Source organism: Nitrosospira multiformis, assembly GCF_900111585.1.
Lineage (GTDB): Bacteria > Pseudomonadota > Gammaproteobacteria > Burkholderiales > Nitrosomonadaceae > Nitrosospira > Nitrosospira multiformis_B.
This window is the reverse complement of record NZ_FOHI01000005.1, coordinates 74,127-90,719: the sequence shown is the minus strand read 5'-3', so window position 1 is coordinate 90,719 and position 16,593 is coordinate 74,127. Positions and strand designations below refer to the sequence as shown.

Genomic DNA, 16,593 nt, shown 5'->3' with positions numbered 1-16,593 from the left:
TTATTTACCTCCCACGGCATTCTCCGGGTTTGCCTTTCCGGCACGGAGAACAGGATAATATTGCGTAAAAACAAAGTCATCTTCCGCGGATGTCTCGTGGCAACCATTGCAATTCGCCTGCGGCTGAGCGTTAGCAGTCTTTTTCACTGATCTGTGGTCTTCGGTAGTGAAGCTGAAGTAAGCCCAGTTGCCGGGCTCATCGGGAAATTCGCGCTTGCTTTTTATTGTCGCTTCCAGGCCTATGAAGTCACCCATGAAATAACCTTTTCCGCTTGCTGCGGCCTTACTGCCAACACTGGTCATCTCCTTGATAAGAATAGCCCCCTCCCGAAATTTACCTGTTTTTTTCCAGTGTTCCCAGCTCTCCGGGTCGATGTAAACGTTGTGGAATTCCGGAAAGCTAGCCTTTCCAGAATTCATGTCATTCGGGGTGAGAGGCGTGCCCACGTAAATCCACTCGCGAAATCCAGTCGGGCGTTCCAGCACCTTGTTACTGATAGTAAAGTATTCTTTAGCAGAAACGCCACCAGATATTAAAAAAGTTCCCAACGCAGCTAGAACCCATAAACCGAATAAATATTTGCCAGTTCTCATTCAATTCTCCTATCTGTTTTCAGATTCAATGTGGTTATGCCATTGCAGGCATTTGTGGCGGCTTTTCTGGAGCAATCTGCATTGCTCGCCCCTCCCACGGCGCCGTCCGTGGATACGAATCACATCAAGTCACGCATGATATTTGTGGAAAGATATTCTTTACCAATACTTATTTTCTATTGGCTATTAGGAATCGCTTATGGAAGGGCCGGGTGTCCCATTGAGCATCGGCGAAAGCCTGCACACGAAAGCATGGGCGGCGGCATCAGGATGATTGATAAGGGAACCGACGGCACCGCAGCAGTGCATTATTATCAGCGCGAGCCGGGTTCGAACCCTGTCTGGAAAACTGGCTGTTCGACGGTGGGGACGCATATCGCTTTTCTGCGGGAGGGGGTGGCGCGTTTGTACTATGGGCTGAGCGAAATTGTTGACGGTAAATTTGTAAAGCCGAGCAAAGTCGGGCGGTTCGAGTTCACACCTATCTTGGTCGCGCACGCGCTCGGGGCAGCCTTGCTCGATTACCTCGACAACAATTCGTCGCTCACGATACTGCTGAGAAGTAATTGACCGAGTAGCTCGATCCGATAGCCGGTCTAGATGAAAAGGCTAAGATTCTGAGAGCAATATGGGGGGAATGCAGCCCCGGCTGAGTCGACGCGTTCAGGGGCGATTTCAGGATTCATTGTTGCATTGCTGCGATCTTCGCCGCGCACTCTTGATCTCTGCGGATCAGTTCGCGTACACAGTGGCTCCCATTAGCGTAGCGGCGCGTTTGTGTCTCCACCCATTCCTTCATGAGATCGGGAGGCGAAACATTCATAGTCACCAGGGGCGACCTTCTTTCCCCTCCATTATCTTGCTCTTTAACACCTCCGCCATCTATTTGGATTGGACAGTGGGAAAGAGACAAAGATGGCTTTCTTTGAAACTTGACGCCAAATGAAGTTTTCCCCGATTGGCGTGGATAGCTCTGTTGATAACTTCCTAAGCTCGTGTCTGGGCTTGAGTTTTCTGCACTGATCAAGATTGTGGCAGAAGAAGAGTTGTTATTGGATATGGACTGACTTCCGATTCCTGCGCCGTTATCTGCTGCTCCCGCTTCCCAGAGGTTTCATTCCGCGAGCAGATATCGTCCCCCTAACTACATGGCGTCAACACGAACCGCTACCTGTAAGATTTTACAGCTACTCCTGGCTTCCATTTGGTTATCTAATCCTGATTCTTTGCGGCGATGTCAAATGCCTGAGCCGGACGAGGCAGGAGGCTGAAAGGCATAGCTGAAAGAAAGATTCTTTTGGAAAGATTCTTTTAACCTCCCGTCGCTTCTCATTTCCGGGAAATTGCGTGCCCGTGCTCGCCATCCCGTCAAGCTTTATCCATCTGATTTTATCCGTTCAGCTTTATCCAGAATCAATAACCATAAACAAGGTTTAATCCATGCAGCCAAAATTGTTCTCATCCACCATGTCCCGGCGCACATTCCTGAAAGCTGCGGCGACGACGACTGCCGTCATCGGCGCTTCTGCCCTGCCCTTTGGAGCCCAGGCGCAAGGGAAAGCGAAGTATCGGCGTTTGAACGTCCTGAATCCGGAGGCAAAGCGCTCCATCGAAAGCTACAAGAGGGCTATCGCCAGGATGCTCAAGCTTCCGCCGGAGGATCCCCGCAACTGGTATCGCATTGCGCTCACTCACACGATGGACTGCCCGCACGGCAACTGGTGGTTTCTGGTCTGGCACCGCGGCTATATTGGCTGGTTCGAGCAGATTTGCCGTGAGCTCAGCGGCGACCCAGGGTTTACTCTTCCCTATTGGGATTGGACGGAGAATACGGACCCCAATAGTCCCTTTCAGGCACGCGTGCCTGCCGTCATGTTCGAGGATGTGCTCACCCCCGCTCACCCGGCCTATATTGCAAATTCGCGCGAGTTTCAGAACCGCTTTCGCGGGGTAATCGCCAGGGCGGATTACTGGAAGCGCATTTGCGGGCCGAATGGTGAATTCGACGATGAGACGCAGTATGGTCAGCTCCTCGCCCGTGGAATCCGCTCCCCCGAGGATCTGTGGTTCGATATGCTCAACGATCCGAGAGGCCGCTTTTTTTTCGATCTGAAACAGGCGCGCGGCGCGACCCGGGAAAAGCCGGAGCTCGATGGAAAAACAACGAAGGCCGTCTCCCTGCAAACATTGCTGGATGCGCTGGCCCCTCGCGATTTCCTCACCTTTGCCAGCCCCAAGACCCTCGGTCACAGTGCCCTCACCGGATTTGGCGTGCTGGAAGGACAGCCGCACAACAGGGTGCACAATTGCGTCGGCGGCATCTTTACCGATCCCAAAGGCAACACCACAAACAACGGCGGCTTCATGCAGGCCAATCTATCGCCTGTCGACCCGCTTTTTTTCCTGCACCATGCGAATATCGATCGGCTTTGGGACGTATGGACCCGCAAGCAGTTGGCGAGGGGATATCCTGCCTTGCCCGAAGGCGCGGATTTCGACGCCTGGTCGAGAGAACCGTTTCTGTTCTTTGGCGATGCAAAGGGAAAGCCGGTGAAGAAAAGAACCGCCGGGGACTACGCGACTATCGGGGATTTCAATTACGATTACGAGCCCGGCTCCGGCGAGGAAGTGGTCGCGCCTCCCATGTTCGCCTCACTGATGCGTACAGCCGTGCCCGCCGAGAGCACCCGGGCTCAGATCAGCCGCTCCGTGGTGAGTGGAGAGCAGGCGGCAAGCGCTGTCGTGACACTTCCGTCTCCCCTGCTTGGCCTGCCTGCACAGGCGGAAGCGCCGCGATTGTATGCAAAGATCACCCTGGCGCTGCCGCCGCTGGCGCACCACCATGATTTTGCCGTGATGGTGGATGATGGGAGCAGTCGAACGGACCCCTCCAGTCCTCACTACGTCGGCACCCTCTCGATGTTCGGTCATCACACCATACAGGCTCCGGTTACCTTTACCGTGCCTTTATCGGGCACGATCGAGGCAATGCGGCAGAACGCGCAGCTTGCAGCCAGCGGGGCGTTGAATATCCGGATTGTTTCGGAGCGAATGGTAAAACCGGGAGTACAGATGGCGGGACATGCCCTTGGCACGGAACCGAAAGCGGAGGTACTTTCCGTCGTTGTGGAGGCGCATTGATTGCTGCGAAATGCAGAGGGCAGCTACGCTTCGCCACGGTAATTGCTGTTCTGATATTCTTGTCCATACTGGGAAATGGCGCTTTTGCGCAGGGCGAGACGCAACAAGGCGTGATCGAACTCACCCTTCCGCGCCCGGTTTCCGGCAATGAAAAGGTCTGGGTTGAAGTCCGTACGCGCGCGCTTCCCAAACAGGCGGAAATCCGCGTCACTGCGCCGGATGAAACCTTGTTCGGCACGATATCGCCGTACGGAGCACCAGGAACACTACACCATGAAGCAGCAACTGCAACCTACACCATTCCTCTTCCCCCCAGCGCGATCTCGGATGGCCACGTAGAGTTGTGCCTGGAAGTGGATGAACCGGACAAGCCGCCACGCGCTCCATGGCCGGTTGAGGTGGAAAGCCTCAATCTGGTTTATGTGCCGGTCAGCGACTGAACCGGCTATTCCTGCATCGACCAGGCAACGAGCAATATCCCTTATTCACTTTGCTGCGGATAGATTTCGCAGTAGCCGCAGATCGCTCTTGAGGTTTTCCGGTTGACCTATCCGGATTCTGCGAAAATCGGGGTGTGCCGGATTGAGCAGCAGGTTTCGCTCAGCGGGGATTACAACACTGGGAACGTCCATCACGCAGTATCTGGCATCACGCAGCCACCGGCTGCCGATTTCCTCGAGGTTTCTACGACTCTCGAGAGTTCGCCAGTTCTCAGGGAGCTGTTCGGCATCGATTTCCAGTCTGGGGATATCGCCAGGAATTTCCGCGGGAATCAGGAGATAATTGGCGCGCAGCGCCTCGTCCTGGACGAGCATTTCGAGAAAGGCGAGTGACCTGCTCTGGGCCGTGTACACTACCGGCTCGCCCTTGCGATTCCAGCGGCCGCCGAACAGCCGCGCCCCCTCGCCGGAAAATGCGGAAGCGGCGAAGCGGTGTGTGACGATACGCCACACCGTCAACTTCAAGTGAAAATACCGTGCTCGATCCGGCCAAGAATAGTCATCACTGAATCGGCGCCAAGATCAGTATCCAGCATGGAAAGGGGTGTGGCCCCCCCCAGGCTGGCATTGGGTGACTTGATCCAGTCCAACGCCAGGGATCCGTCCTCAAACACCTCGCCGGCACGTTCAACAACCCGCGCCAGGCGCAGCAATTTGCCGGATTCCTCACAGTTGAGCACTCCCTCCTTTTTTCGCCGCACCAGCGTGCGCTCCGGGATATCCAGCGCGCGGGAGAGTTCGCCTTGCCGCAGGTCCACAAGCCCCAGAACTGCATCGATCGCCGGGGCGGGAATGCCTCTGCGCACAAGCTCTATCCACTCGACCGCCGAACGTGGATCAGCGTGGAGTATCTGCTTGCCGCCTAGAATGTTCGAGGCGGAAAACGGTTTGCGGGCCAGGGGTGAGATAAAAGAAGTCATGAAAATGATGATAAAGCGATATCGAGAAGAAAGCAAGCCATCTGGCGTCTAATATATGCAAACTTGGCGATTTAAATCTTTTATAGCCCAAAGATGATCGAAGCAGGAATTTTCAATACGCCCGGATGAACTACAAATGACGGGCGCAGGTAGTCGGTGTGCGAACGTGGCACAGCTTATTTTCGCGATACTTTTTGTCACTCGATATCCTGTGCTTGAGAGTCGTTGAACGAACTGGAAATCTCCCGGGTTCTGGTTCGAAGCTCGCTCACCGTTCGACCGACCCTGCGGCGAAGAAGGGTGCGCAAGGTTGTACCATCCGCATAACCCACCTGGGCAGCAATCGCGTCTACATTATCGTTGCTCGTTCTCAGGAGATATACAGCACGCTCAATACGAAGATCCTGAAAATAAGAAAGCGGGGATTTTCCCAGGACGGCCTTTAGCCGGCGCGAAAGCGTTCTCTCGCTTGTACCTGTCGCACTGGCTGCTTCGCTCAGCGAGAAACGTTCACCCAGCCTGTGGCGAGCCCAACGTTCGAATTGCTGAACCAGTGGATCGGTATGTGCAAGGTGATCAGGAATTGCAAAAACTGCCTGTGACGCTCGTGGTTCTATCAACAGATAACGCGCTGTCATTTCTGCGAGCGTGGGACTGCTTTGGCGTATGAGCCAAAGCGCCAGATCGATATGTGCCAGGGCAGCACCCGCAGTAACCAATCCGGGCGAGCTTACCACCATGCGCGATTCCTCCAGGCGCACGCGGGGATAACGTTCACGAAACAAGGGAGTAAGCCACCATGATGTGGTAGCACTTCGGTCATTGAGAAGCAAAGTATCGGCAAGAACGAAGGTTCCAGTGCAGGCGGCGCCGATAAGAACGTCCTCTCTGGACCACTGTCGCAAAAGATCGCCCGCTTCGCACACATCCGGCCGCTCAAGCGCCAATCGCAGCGTTTCCGGCATTTTTGCCCCAAGCGCGGGAATCAATACCACATCCGGAGGGCCACATCGCAGCACTGACACTACCGGTACAGAAAATCCCTGACTGGTATGAATACTGCGGCGCACACCCACGATAGTCAGGTCAAATCGCGTCAATGCATTGGCAGAAACCGCGAGATCGTTTGCGATACTCAGTGTGTCCAGGAGCGTTGATAATCCAGTGTCAAAAACCTGGTCGAGCGCAAGAATATGAATACGCATGGCGTAAATTATATCAAAATTGTCAATATCGCCACTTGGCAGAAATCCTCCCGATATTTAAAGTCTCAGCCTTATTGTTCAACATGAGAAAGGAAATCAAGATGGTAACAGTTGCGCTGTTTGTGCGGTTACAAGCTAAACCGGGAAAGGAAGCGGACGTAGAAAGCTTTCTCAAGCAGGGGCTTTCAATGGCAAATCAGGAAACTACCACACCGATCTGGTTTGCCCTGCGGCTCGGCCCATCGACTTTTGGTATTTTTGATGCATTTGTGGACGAGGCTGGAAGATCAGCGCATTTGTCCGGTCCCATCGCTGCCGCACTGATGGCAAATGCAGCCGATTTGCTGGCTGAGCCACCGCAAATCGAGCATGTAGATATCCTTGGCGTCAAACTCCCAAGCTGAACTGGGAAAGTGAAAAAATAAAAAGAAAGCGGTGAACGCGCCCGCGTTCACCGCTGGATGCTGGGAAGGAGGCCGGGCAGGTTCTGCAGTCAAAGTCTTTGTACTCCTTCATCAGCGCCTGGGCCTTCAAGCGATTAAGACTGGACTTATAAATGACTGCCCCAGCGTCGCCCTGCCTGTACCTGAAGTACGCAAATATCCTGATTGCCGAATAATTCCTAGACGTCGTACAGGCTGTTTCCAGCCCTCTCTCATTCGAGACTACAAAAACCAGCATACTCCGGGGCGCATCATCTTGCCTTGAATACCTCCGCCAAGAAACGTTCCGTCTCCTTCCACGAAGCCTTGTCAGCTTGCGCGTCATAAGCGAGCGGCAAATTGAATTTGCGTCCGTAGTCATCGGCCTCGGGGTTGGTAAAACTATGCTTGGCGCCCGGAAATGTAACCACCTTGTAGTTTACTCCGGCATTCTCCATTTCCTGCTTGAATGCCGCTACCTGCTCGGCCGGTATCATGGGATCAGCCATGCCGGTAAAAGAGATAATCTGCGCCTTCACCTTGCCCCTTTGAGCGGGGTGCTCGGTCGCCAAACCGCCATGAAAGCTGGCTACACCTTTCAAATCTTCACCCTGACGAGCCATTTCCAGGGCGACGCTGCCGCCGAAACAATAACCCAGCGCCGCGATGTTCCTCGGATCGACATTCTCCTGCTTCTGCAGGAAACTCAGGGCGGCTTCAAAGCGTTTTTTCGCCAAGGGTAGATTTTTCTTCAGTTCTCCCGAATATTTGGAGGCCTGATCCGGATGGTGAGCCTGCCTGCCCTCGCCGTACATATCGATAGCCAGCGCGGTGTAGCCCAGTTCCGCCAGCATCTTTGCGCGTTTCCGTGCGTAATCGTCGAGGCCCCACCATTCATGCACCACCAGCACCGCAGGGTGGTTATGTGTTATTGCATCATCATATGCAAGGTAACCTTTGAGTGTCGTGCCATTGGCGGTGTAGGTGACTTCCTTTCCCTGTATGGCAGCCTGGGTCAGGGAACTCAAGAAAAACAATGCAGCAGCTGGGATGATTTTTTTCATGATGAGCTCATTGTGCGGGTGGGTTGATTAAATTTATTGATGATGTGAGTATAGTCGAGGCCTGCGGGCCACCCAAATCGAAAAATAACGAACGATGGAATCCCACAGATACAGCGCGAAGGCCTGTTCATTGACGCAGCATAGGGCGAGGGTATCTGAAAATTCAATATGAATTATCATGTTTTTAACGGAGATGCAGACGGTCTTTGTGCCGTCCATCAGCTTCTGCTGAACAATCCTGTTCGAACAGAATTGGTGACAGGATTAAAGCGCGATATCCACCTGCTCGAGCGGGTCAAGGCCCACGCAGGCGAACGGGTGACGGTGCTCGACATTTCCCTGAACAGCAACCGTGCTGCCCTCGTGCAGCTATTGGAGGACGGTGCGGCTGTCGAGTATTTCGACCATCATTATGCCGCGGAGATACCCCTCCATCCCAATTTGACCACGCACATCGATACATCTGCCGGTGTATGCACAAGCCTGCTGGTCGACCGGCATCTGGAAGGAAAATACCGTTTCTGGGCGATTGCCGCAGCCTTTGGGGATAACATCAGCGAAGGCGCCAATAGACTCGCACTACAAAATGGACTCGTCCAACCGCAGATAGAGAAGCTCGCACACCTGGGAGAATGCCTTAATTACAACAGCTACGGCGAGACTCTGGAAGACCTTCATTTTCATCCTCTTACATTGTATGAGGCAATGGCGCCCTACCCCGATCCATTCGATTTTATCGCCGAATCGGCTGCCTTCAAGGAGCTTGCAGCGGGGTTTCTGGAGGATACCCGGATGACCGCATCGTTGCGCCCCCTGCTCCAGCATGCGCATCACGCTGCCTATCTCCTTCCGGATGCGGCATGGGCAAGACGGGTAAGCGGTGTTTTTGCCAACAAGCTTGCGAACGACAATCCGGCATGCGCACATGCAGTCATTACGATCGACCGGGCGGGTGGCTATAAAATCAGTGTGCGAGCGCCATTGGCGAACCCCCAGGGCGCCGACATGCTCTGCATGAAGTTTGAAACAGGGGGAGGACGCAAGGCAGCGGCCGGTATCAACAATTTGCCCGAAAGCGCGCTCGATACCTTCCTTGCCCGCTTCGCAGAGCAGTTTGGCTAATACGCCTGGTTAATATTGGGCATTACCCTCAAACCTGCCGGCCAGGTTATCGATCATCGTCATGAAAGATTCAATCACCCAAGCGAAGAGGCCGCTCGATATCCCGCAGGCTGATGGAGATGTTCAAGGCAGATTAATCACTGCCTTGCTGGATCCTCGCCGCTATCCCCACCCGGTAAAACGGGTGCGGGTAGTGGAAACGCATATTTCCTGGGTACTGCTGGCGGGACGCTATGCCTACAAAATAAAGAAATCGGTCGATCTGGGTTTCCTCGACTTTACGGATTTGTCATCACGCCGCCATTATTGTGAGGAAGAGTTGCGGCTCAACCGGCGCCTTGCACCCCAACTCTATCTGGATGTCATTCCCCTCGGCGGTACGGCTGAAATGCCGGAAATCAGTGCTGAACCGGCTATCGAATATGCAGTGAAAATGCGCCGCTTCCCTGCTTCCCAACAACTGGACAGGCTGGCCGAGCACGGCAGGATTCTCCCGGAGCATATGGATAGCCTGGCGGCAACGATCGCGCATTTTCATGAGGCTCTGCCCTCGGCTGAACCTGCGGCCGGGCTTGGGTCAGCCGCTGCGACACATGCGACAGTATTGCAGACTCTCGAGCAATTACAAGCAGCGTTGGCTGGCACTGAAAATGAAGCCCGTGTGGCCGGATTGCGCGGGGCGATCGAGACTGAGTATGGCGTACGCAAGGAGCATCTGGAACGGCGGCTTGCCGGGGGTTTTGTGCGCGAATGTCATGGTGACCTGCATCTGGGCAATATTGCGCTGATTCGTGGACGACCTGTTCCTTTCGATTGTATCGAGTTCAGTCCCCCGCTACGCTGGATCGATGTAATGAACGAAGTCGCCTTTACCGTCATGGACCTGCTGCATCGCCAGCAGTCTGAACTTGCCTATCGCTTCCTCAATGCCTATCTGGAAATTACGGGTGATTATGGGGGCCTGCCCTTGCTTCGTTTCTATCTCGCCTATCGTGCCGCAGTGCGTGCGATGGTCAGCGCCGTTCGCGCCGGCCAGGGCAACCTTCCCAAACGGGACAAGGCAGCCGCCCTGGCATCCTGCAGCAGTTTTCTTGATCTCGCTACAGCATGCCTTGCCCGGCAGCAGCCCGCGCTAGTGATTACCCGCGGTTTGCCGGGATCGGGCAAAACGACTTTTGCACAGGCAGCACTGGAAAGGCTGCAAGCCATACGCATACGATCGGATGTGGAGCGCAAGCGTTTATTCGGATTGGCGGCGTTGGCAGACAGCCGCTCGCAGAGAGAGGGCATTTATCATGCGGAGGCTACGGTGCGAACGTATGCGCGACTGCATGATTTGGCGCGAGAACTGCTGGCCGCGGGCTTTCCGGTAATCGTGGATGCCGCCTTTCTGAAACGGGAAGAGCGCGAGCATTTCCGAATGCTGGCAAATGAACTATCGGTGCCGTTTGTGATTGCATCGCTGAAAGCGTCCTCCGAGACAATGCAAAGCCGTATCGTAAAACGGCAAAGCGAATCAAGCGATGCCTCCGAAGCTGATCTGGGCGTATTGAAACTGTTACAGGAAAAAGAGGAAGTGCTGGCGCCGCAGGAGCGGGCTTACACCGTAGAGTTCGTCAATGAGAAAGAAGGCTTTGACAGCGGGGATAACGCCTGGAAGAAACTGGAGCGGTTGCTGGATGAAAGATGATCCCAACTGCTGTTTCAGCAAACCAGACAGCTCTCGTTGCTCTTGTTCGCCCCGCTTCGGGGCAGGGACAGGATGCTAAAGCTTGACTGGCTAAAAACTTGAAAGCATGAAAAAGATTGGACGGAATGAGCCCTGCCCGTGTGGGAGTGGAAAGAAATACAAGCACTGCTGCGAAAGGAACGCGGAAGCGGACCCTGCAGACTCACTGGCCCGCACGTCTTCACGACAATCCATCCTGCAGTACCTTCAAGCCGCAGTCGAGCATCACAAGAGGGGAAATTTGTCTCAAGCGGAAGCAATTTATCAACCCATACTTCAGCTTGATCCGAATCAGCCCGATGCACTGCATTTCCTGGGGCTCCTGGCCCGGGATGCAGGCAGGATCGATATCGGCATCGAACTCATCAGGAGAGCCTTGAAGTTCGAGCCCAACTATGTTGAGGCGCATAACAATCTCGGTAACACGCTCCGGCAACAAGGAAAATTGGATGATGCAATCGCCTCTTACCGGACTGCCGTGAAACTTGAGCCTCGTTTTGCCGAGGCCTATGGCAATCTTGGAAACGCTCTTAGGGAGCAGGGTAGGCTGGATGACGCGATGATCAATTATCGAAAGGCTCTCAGTATCCAGCCTCAGCTTGCGGAGATTCACTGTAATATCGGTATCGTACATAGAGAGCAGGGGAATCTCGAAGATGCCGTATCAAGCTTCCGCAAGGTACTCCTGTTGAAGCCAGATTCTGCAGAGGCATTCAACAATCTGGGAAATGTCCTCGTGGAACAAAGTAAATTTGAAGAGGCAGTATCAAGTTTTGAAAAAGCCATCCTGTACAAACCGCGGTTTCCGGAGGCATACAACAATCTGGGAAACGTGCTGCGTGAACTGGGGAGATTGGATGAAGCAGTAGCCGGTTATAGCCGGGCTATTGAGCTGAACCTTGGATATGCGCGGGCCTATAGCAATCGTGCATACGTGCTGTGGCAACAACATAAGGCTGACGATGCCGTAATCGATTACTGGCACGCTCTTGAACTTTGCGATGACTCCGATATAAAGAGGAGTTTTACAGATTGCATCGCGAATGTTTACTGTGATCATGACATACCTCGCCTTCATGCTCTCCTTGTTCGAGCTATATCTGAAACATGGGGCCAGCCAGACGATTTTGGAAACCCCGCTGTTTCGCTGATCAAGAGAGACTGTGCCATACGTGAGCATCTCGACGGAATGAAGACAGCGCATGCTGTCGGGATGTCGTGTCAGGAGCTTTTTGGTAAATTTGAATCGAGTAAAGCCGGCTTTGCTGCAGTGTTCAATAATGAGCTGTTGCGGGCTTTGATGGAAAATACTCCTGTTTGCGATATTGAACTTGAACAGTTTTTGACGTCGCTGCGCTATTGGCTGCTACAAATAGCCATAGCCGAAGAAAATGTGGCCGGCAAGGTACGAGGAGATGGTCGGGAGTGGCAGGAGGAAGAGGACTTATTTTGGTGCTCACTGGCGCGGCAATGCTTCATCAATGAATACGTTTTCTCATATTCGGCAGAGGAATATGAGCAGGCGCAGAGGTTGAAGGCACAAGTCGCTGCTGCACGGCAAGCCAACAGAACCATCCATCCGCTATCGCTTGCAGGGGCGGCAGCTTATTTTCCGCTCCGTTCGTTACCATTTGCTGAACGACTTCTCGACCATTCCTGGCCTGACTCGATAGCAGCATTGCTCTTGCAACAGGTACAAGAGCCGCTGAAGGAAGAGCGAAGCCTGTCCCACCTTCCTTCCTTGACAGCCATCGTAGACGATACTTCATGCCGCGTGCGTAATCAGTATGAAGAGAATCCTTACCCGAGGTGGATCAAACTTCCGTTACGGGCCGGTAGCGAATCAGTGGACCGCTACCTGAGTGACCTCTTCCCTTACGCCCGATTTGAACCGGCTGCCAGTCCTGAGCATCGGAATGAAAGGGTCAAAGACGCCATCAAGGTTTTGGTCGCGGGATGCGGAACCGGCCGGCATGCCATTGCCGCCGCACAGCGATTCAAGAACGCAAATGTTCTTGCTGTCGATCTTAGTTCAAGATCACTCTGTTATGCTAAAAGGAAGACTGATGAGTTGTGCGTACGGAATATCGAATACGCGCAGGCAGACATCCTGAACCTCGATTCTGAAAGCATAGCGGCGAGAGGTAGCAAACTCTTCGACGTGATCGAAGCAGTTGGCGTACTACACCATCTTTCCGACCCTCTCCTCGGGTGGCGTAAGCTGCTTTCCTTACTCCGGCCCGGCGGCTTCATGCGCATCGGTCTGTATAGCGAGTACGCACGGTCGAACCTGGCTTTTGCCCAACGTTTTATTGCTCAAAAAGGATATAAGCCTACTGCCGAAGACATCAGGACGTGCCGTCAGGAGATGATGTCGCTAGAAAATGCAGACACATTTCGTCAAGTTTTATCCGCAAGGGATTTCTATACTTTGAGCGAGTGTCGCGACATGCTATTCCATGTCCAGGAGAATCGTTATACTCTTCCCCACATCAAGGAAGATCTTCGGGAGCTTGGTTTGATATTCCTCGGGTTTTCGATTGGGCGAAGCACGGCTAACCAGTATCGGCAACGCTTTCCGGATGATGTCCCTCAAACTGATCTCGATCACTGGCACATATTCGAAACCGAGAACCCTGACACGTTCAATACCATGTATCTGTTCTGGGTTCAGAAGCAGGCGGCAGCCGCCTAACTGATAGGCAAATGAGGTCCTCTGGAGAAGTGGCAAGGCAAAATGACTGAGGGTCATCTTCTTATTATCGGCTCTGCCGTCTGTTCTGGGTTGTCTCGCTGGGCGTCTGGCTTGCCTAAAAGGCCAGGCGCGGAGAGATCGAGATCGGCGCCAGCTCGGTGCCTTCTGCCAGAGCGGGTCCCCTAACTAGAAACCGACGTTTCGACAAATCTGTGCTGAAAAGCGTTCGATTCTTCGAATGCCACCCTCTCCCCATTCCTCTCCCCCAGCGGAGAGCGCGCCTGATGAGCATGCTCTACGAACTGGATTTCTTCCAGCGCATCACCTAATCTTTATAGGGGGACTTCGAACAAGCCCGACCGGGGAACAGCCTCATGGCTCATCCCCATGCTTCTATGTTCCCCATGTTCTTTACGCTACAGCGATGCTGTCTTGACATGCGCCCTTTGCCGCCCATTTTGCCATGCTCAGAACAACACTGCGCTTACCCGTCAAAACACTGGCGCAGCCCGATGAAACGACATGTGGTCCAACGTGCCTGCATGCCATCTACAGCTATCTCGGCAAGACGGAACGGCTGGACACCATCATTGACCGCACCCACAAGCTTGAAAACGGCGGAGGAACCTTTGCCGTTTTTTTAGGTTGCGACGCGTTGCGAAACGGTTTCCATGCCACCATCTATACGTACAACCTGATGGTTTTCGATCCAACCTGGTTCACATCAGGCATGGACATCGCGGAACGATTGCAACGGCAACGCGAGATCAAGTCGGACTCGAGATTGCGACGGGCCACGGAGGGCTATCTGGAGTTTCTGCGTTTAGGCGGACGATTACGTCTCACAGACCTCTCACAATCCCTCATCCACGGCCTTTTACGTCGCGGCCTGCCTATCCTGACTGGCCTGAGCTCCACCTTCCTTTACCGCGCTCCGCGGGAATACGGGCCAAATGACATACCGGACGATGTGCGTGGCTTTCCGGCCGGGCATTTTGTCGTACTCACCGGTTATGACCGCGAGAAGCGTACCGTTCTTGTCGCCGATCCATACGGTCCGGCCCAGGAGTACTGGAGCAACATCGACCGCGTATTGTGCTCCGTGCTGCTGGGCATCGTGACACATGATGCCAATCTGCTCGTCATCCGAACACGAGGCGGGCCGGGTGAGGCAACATGACTGCGGCGTTGCCGGCCTTTGCAGGTTATGGCATCGAACTGGAGTACATGATTGTCGACCAGAAGACGCTGGCGGTTGTTCCCATTGCCGACGAGTTGCTGCGAAAGCTTACCGGCGTGTTTGCATCCGAGGCCAGGAACGGCCAGTTGGGATGGTCGAACGAGCTGGTGCTGCATCTGCTCGAACTGAAGAACATCGACCCGCAGCCAGACATCTCCTCCCTGTCTGTCGCGTTTCAGGGCGAAATCCGGCGGATCAGCAAGGTGCTCGAATCGATGAACGCACGGCTCATGCCGACCGGCATGCACCCCTGGATGAATCCCCGCACGGAGACCCGCCTCTGGCCGCACGAGCAGGCGGAAATCTATCTGGCCTATGACCATATCTTCGACTGCAGAAGGCACGGCTGGGCCAACCTGCAAAGCATGCACCTCAACATGCCTTTCGCAAACGACGATGAATTTGCACGGCTTCACGCCGCGGTGCGGCTGTTGCTGCCCATTCTTCCGGCAATAGCGGCAAGCTCTCCAATCGCTGAAGGCGGGTACTCTGGTTTCCTGGATTTCCGGATGGCTAATTACTGCGAGCACCAGCTGAAGGTACCCTCGACAATCGGCCGGGTAATCCCGGAAACAGTCTCCAGTGCCGCCGCCTATGAAGCAAAAATTCTGGCACCGATGTACCGCGAAATTGCAGCACTCGATCCGGAAGAAATGCTACAGCATGAGTGGCTCAATGCGCATGGGGAAATTCCCCGCTTTGACCGTAACGCTATCGAGATCCGCGTAATCGATACCCAGGAATGCTCGAGTGCTGACTTTGCCATCGCCGCTGCTGCGATCAATATCGTGCATGCGCTCTACAGCGAAGCTTACACGCCGCTGGCCGAGCAGCAATCCATCGCCACGGAAGCATTGGTCAGGATCATGCATGACTGCATCCATGACGCAGAACAAGCCGTAATCGATGATGCGGAATACCTTCGCCTGATGGGTTTTCCGGGTACGGATTGCACGGCTGGCATTCTGTGGCGGCATCTCATCGAGTCTGAGATGCCGGTCGAACCCAGGCAAGGAAAAAGCTGCCGGGAAGCGCTGCAAACCATTTTAAGAGAGGGTCCGCTTGCGCGCCGCATCCTGAATGCGATCGGTTCCAACTTCAGCAGGAGGCGGCTGGAGACGGTCTACCGCGAGCTGTGCGATTGCCTGGACGAAGACCGCATGTTTCTGGAATGAGTTGCGCGTGACTTCAACGAAATGCCGACGAATATTCATTTTTTAATCAGTTGTGAACATGGCGGTAACCGCATTCCACCGCGCTACCGTCCGCTGTTCGAAGGCTACGAGCATTTGTTGCACAGCCACCGGGGCTATGACAGCGGCGCTTTGGGCTTGGCTAAAAAACTTGCCATGGCACTGCACTCGCCATTGTTTGCCGCCACAACAAGCCGTCTGCTGATCGACCTCAACCGCTCGATCGGTCACCCTCGGCTTTATTCGGAAGCGACGCGCAACACACCCGCCGCTGTCCGCCAGGAGATTCTGAAGAACTACTACTTGCCCTATCGCACTTGGGTGGAAGCGAACATCACGGATGCCATTCGCTCCGGCCTGAGGGTAATCCATATCTCCTCGCACAGCTTCACTCCCGAATTGAATGGGGAGGTTCGCAATACCGATATCGGACTGCTTTATGATCCCTCACGCCATCTTGAGCAAGAGCTGTGCACCCGCTGGCGCGCGTGCCTTGCCGCGCACGTGCCCGATTTAAGGGTACGCCGCAACTATCCCTACACCGGAGCGGTAAATGGTTTCCCCACCTATCTGCGCCGCCGGTTTCCTGCCAACGCTTACGTCGGAATCGAACTGGAGATCAACCAGAAACATATTCTCAAGGGTGGCTGGCGATGGCATGCGTTACGCGGCCTGCTGGCTGGCACACTCAACGAGACAGTTGCATGAGTCGACCCATACTCCTCTGAAGGTATCCTCGAGCACAGCAGGATATGGAGGTCAGGCCAA

Annotated in this window: 15 protein-coding genes; 10 read left to right on the top strand and 5 right to left on the bottom strand. The window is 54.3% G+C overall.

Annotation, left to right across the window (positions count from 1 at the left end; all coding sequences use genetic code 11):
- Complete coding sequence (locus BMW46_RS09200) at positions 1-594, bottom strand: cytochrome P460 family protein (protein ID WP_074707607.1); 594 nt, start codon at positions 592-594, stop codon at positions 1-3.
- Between the two features lie 30 nt (positions 595-624).
- Between BMW46_RS09200 and BMW46_RS09195 the strand changes: the two genes are divergently transcribed.
- The 3 genes from BMW46_RS09195 (at position 625) to BMW46_RS09185 (ending at position 4,175) form a co-directional block, all read left to right on the top strand.
- Positions 625-1,164: a hypothetical protein gene (locus BMW46_RS09195; protein ID WP_143121444.1), complete on the top strand. Its 540-nt coding sequence runs from the start codon at positions 625-627 to the stop codon at positions 1,162-1,164.
- Positions 1,165-2,034: 870 nt separating this feature from the next.
- Positions 2,035-3,735, top strand: a complete 1,701-nt coding sequence (locus BMW46_RS09190) for a tyrosinase family protein (RefSeq protein WP_074707601.1) — start codon at positions 2,035-2,037, stop codon at positions 3,733-3,735.
- Positions 3,732-4,175 (top strand): hypothetical protein, encoded by a 444-nt coding sequence (locus tag BMW46_RS09185; protein WP_074707599.1) that lies wholly within the window; start codon positions 3,732-3,734, stop codon positions 4,173-4,175. The genes BMW46_RS09190 and BMW46_RS09185 overlap by 4 nt, the downstream gene beginning before the upstream one ends.
- A gap of 45 nt (positions 4,176-4,220) precedes the next feature.
- Here the strand turns inward: BMW46_RS09185 and BMW46_RS09180 are convergent, their stop codons facing one another.
- The 3 genes from BMW46_RS09180 to BMW46_RS09170 all read right to left on the bottom strand — a co-directional run bounded on the left by BMW46_RS09180 (position 4,221) and on the right by BMW46_RS09170 (position 6,360).
- Positions 4,221-4,700 carry an RES family NAD+ phosphorylase gene (locus tag BMW46_RS09180; RefSeq protein WP_256377024.1) on the bottom strand — a complete coding sequence of 160 codons (480 nt, stop codon included), beginning with the start codon at positions 4,698-4,700 and terminating at the stop codon, positions 4,221-4,223.
- Positions 4,697-5,155 (bottom strand): type II RES/Xre toxin-antitoxin system antitoxin, encoded by a 459-nt coding sequence (gene parS, locus BMW46_RS09175; protein ID WP_074707593.1) that lies wholly within the window; start codon positions 5,153-5,155, stop codon positions 4,697-4,699. Before parS ends, BMW46_RS09180 begins: the two co-directional genes overlap by 4 nt.
- Before the next feature lie 197 nt (positions 5,156-5,352).
- The gene (locus BMW46_RS09170) at positions 5,353-6,360 is read right to left on the bottom strand and encodes a GlxA family transcriptional regulator (protein ID WP_074707591.1); all 1,008 of its coding nucleotides are present in this window, start codon (positions 6,358-6,360) and stop codon (positions 5,353-5,355) included.
- Positions 6,361-6,461: 101 nt separating this feature from the next.
- On the opposite strand from BMW46_RS09170, the gene BMW46_RS09165 reads away from it, so the two are divergent.
- Positions 6,462-6,764, top strand: a complete 303-nt coding sequence (locus BMW46_RS09165) for a putative quinol monooxygenase (protein WP_074707588.1) — start codon at positions 6,462-6,464, stop codon at positions 6,762-6,764.
- Between the two features lie 290 nt (positions 6,765-7,054).
- On the opposite strand, the gene BMW46_RS09155 is transcribed toward BMW46_RS09165, so the two are convergent.
- Positions 7,055-7,846, bottom strand: coding sequence for a dienelactone hydrolase family protein (locus BMW46_RS09155; RefSeq protein ID WP_074707583.1), 792 nt, complete (start codon positions 7,844-7,846; stop codon positions 7,055-7,057).
- A 168-nt stretch (positions 7,847-8,014) separates the two neighbouring features.
- On the opposite strand from BMW46_RS09155, the gene BMW46_RS09150 reads away from it, so the two are divergent.
- The 6 genes from BMW46_RS09150 (at position 8,015) to BMW46_RS09125 (ending at position 16,533) form a co-directional block, all read left to right on the top strand.
- Entirely contained in the window at positions 8,015-8,968 is a 954-nt protein-coding gene (locus BMW46_RS09150; protein ID WP_074707580.1) for an acetyltransferase, read from the top strand.
- 61 nt (positions 8,969-9,029) lie between these two features.
- Positions 9,030-10,658 (top strand): bifunctional aminoglycoside phosphotransferase/ATP-binding protein, encoded by a 1,629-nt coding sequence (locus BMW46_RS09145; protein WP_256377023.1) that lies wholly within the window; start codon positions 9,030-9,032, stop codon positions 10,656-10,658.
- Positions 10,659-10,764: 106 nt separating this feature from the next.
- On the top strand, positions 10,765-13,392 hold the full coding sequence (locus BMW46_RS09140; protein WP_074707575.1) for a tetratricopeptide repeat protein: 2,628 nt from the start codon (positions 10,765-10,767) through the stop codon (positions 13,390-13,392).
- 463 nt (positions 13,393-13,855) lie between these two features.
- Positions 13,856-14,572 carry a C39 family peptidase gene (locus BMW46_RS09135; RefSeq protein WP_074707573.1) on the top strand — a complete coding sequence of 239 codons (717 nt, stop codon included), beginning with the start codon at positions 13,856-13,858 and terminating at the stop codon, positions 14,570-14,572.
- Positions 14,569-15,807, top strand: coding sequence for a carboxylate-amine ligase (locus BMW46_RS09130; RefSeq protein WP_074707570.1), 1,239 nt, complete (start codon positions 14,569-14,571; stop codon positions 15,805-15,807). The genes BMW46_RS09135 and BMW46_RS09130 overlap by 4 nt, the downstream gene beginning before the upstream one ends.
- A 21-nt stretch (positions 15,808-15,828) precedes the next feature.
- Positions 15,829-16,533 carry an N-formylglutamate amidohydrolase gene (locus tag BMW46_RS09125; protein WP_074707567.1) on the top strand — a complete coding sequence of 235 codons (705 nt, stop codon included), beginning with the start codon at positions 15,829-15,831 and terminating at the stop codon, positions 16,531-16,533.
- Positions 16,534-16,593 lie beyond the last annotated feature (60 nt).

Excerpts from the sequence above, each read along its gene's own strand:
- BMW46_RS09200 (WP_074707607.1), bottom strand. The coding sequence starts at position 594 with ATGAGAACTGGCAAATATTTATTCGGTTTATGGGTTCTAGCTGCGTTG.
- BMW46_RS09190 (WP_074707601.1), top strand. The coding sequence starts at position 2,035 with ATGCAGCCAAAATTGTTCTCATCCACCATGTCCCGGCGCACATTCCTG.
- parS (WP_074707593.1), bottom strand. The coding sequence starts at position 5,155 with ATGACTTCTTTTATCTCACCCCTGGCCCGCAAACCGTTTTCCGCCTCG.
- BMW46_RS09170 (WP_074707591.1), bottom strand. The coding sequence starts at position 6,360 with ATGCGTATTCATATTCTTGCGCTCGACCAGGTTTTTGACACTGGATTA.
- BMW46_RS09165 (WP_074707588.1), top strand. The coding sequence starts at position 6,462 with ATGGTAACAGTTGCGCTGTTTGTGCGGTTACAAGCTAAACCGGGAAAG.
- BMW46_RS09155 (WP_074707583.1), bottom strand. The coding sequence starts at position 7,846 with ATGAAAAAAATCATCCCAGCTGCTGCATTGTTTTTCTTGAGTTCCCTG.
- BMW46_RS09150 (WP_074707580.1), top strand. The coding sequence starts at position 8,015 with ATGAATTATCATGTTTTTAACGGAGATGCAGACGGTCTTTGTGCCGTC.
- BMW46_RS09145 (WP_256377023.1), top strand. The coding sequence starts at position 9,030 with ATGAAAGATTCAATCACCCAAGCGAAGAGGCCGCTCGATATCCCGCAG.
- BMW46_RS09140 (WP_074707575.1), top strand. The coding sequence starts at position 10,765 with ATGAAAAAGATTGGACGGAATGAGCCCTGCCCGTGTGGGAGTGGAAAG.
- BMW46_RS09135 (WP_074707573.1), top strand. The coding sequence starts at position 13,856 with ATGCTCAGAACAACACTGCGCTTACCCGTCAAAACACTGGCGCAGCCC.
- BMW46_RS09130 (WP_074707570.1), top strand. The coding sequence starts at position 14,569 with ATGACTGCGGCGTTGCCGGCCTTTGCAGGTTATGGCATCGAACTGGAG.
- BMW46_RS09125 (WP_074707567.1), top strand. The coding sequence starts at position 15,829 with ATGCCGACGAATATTCATTTTTTAATCAGTTGTGAACATGGCGGTAAC.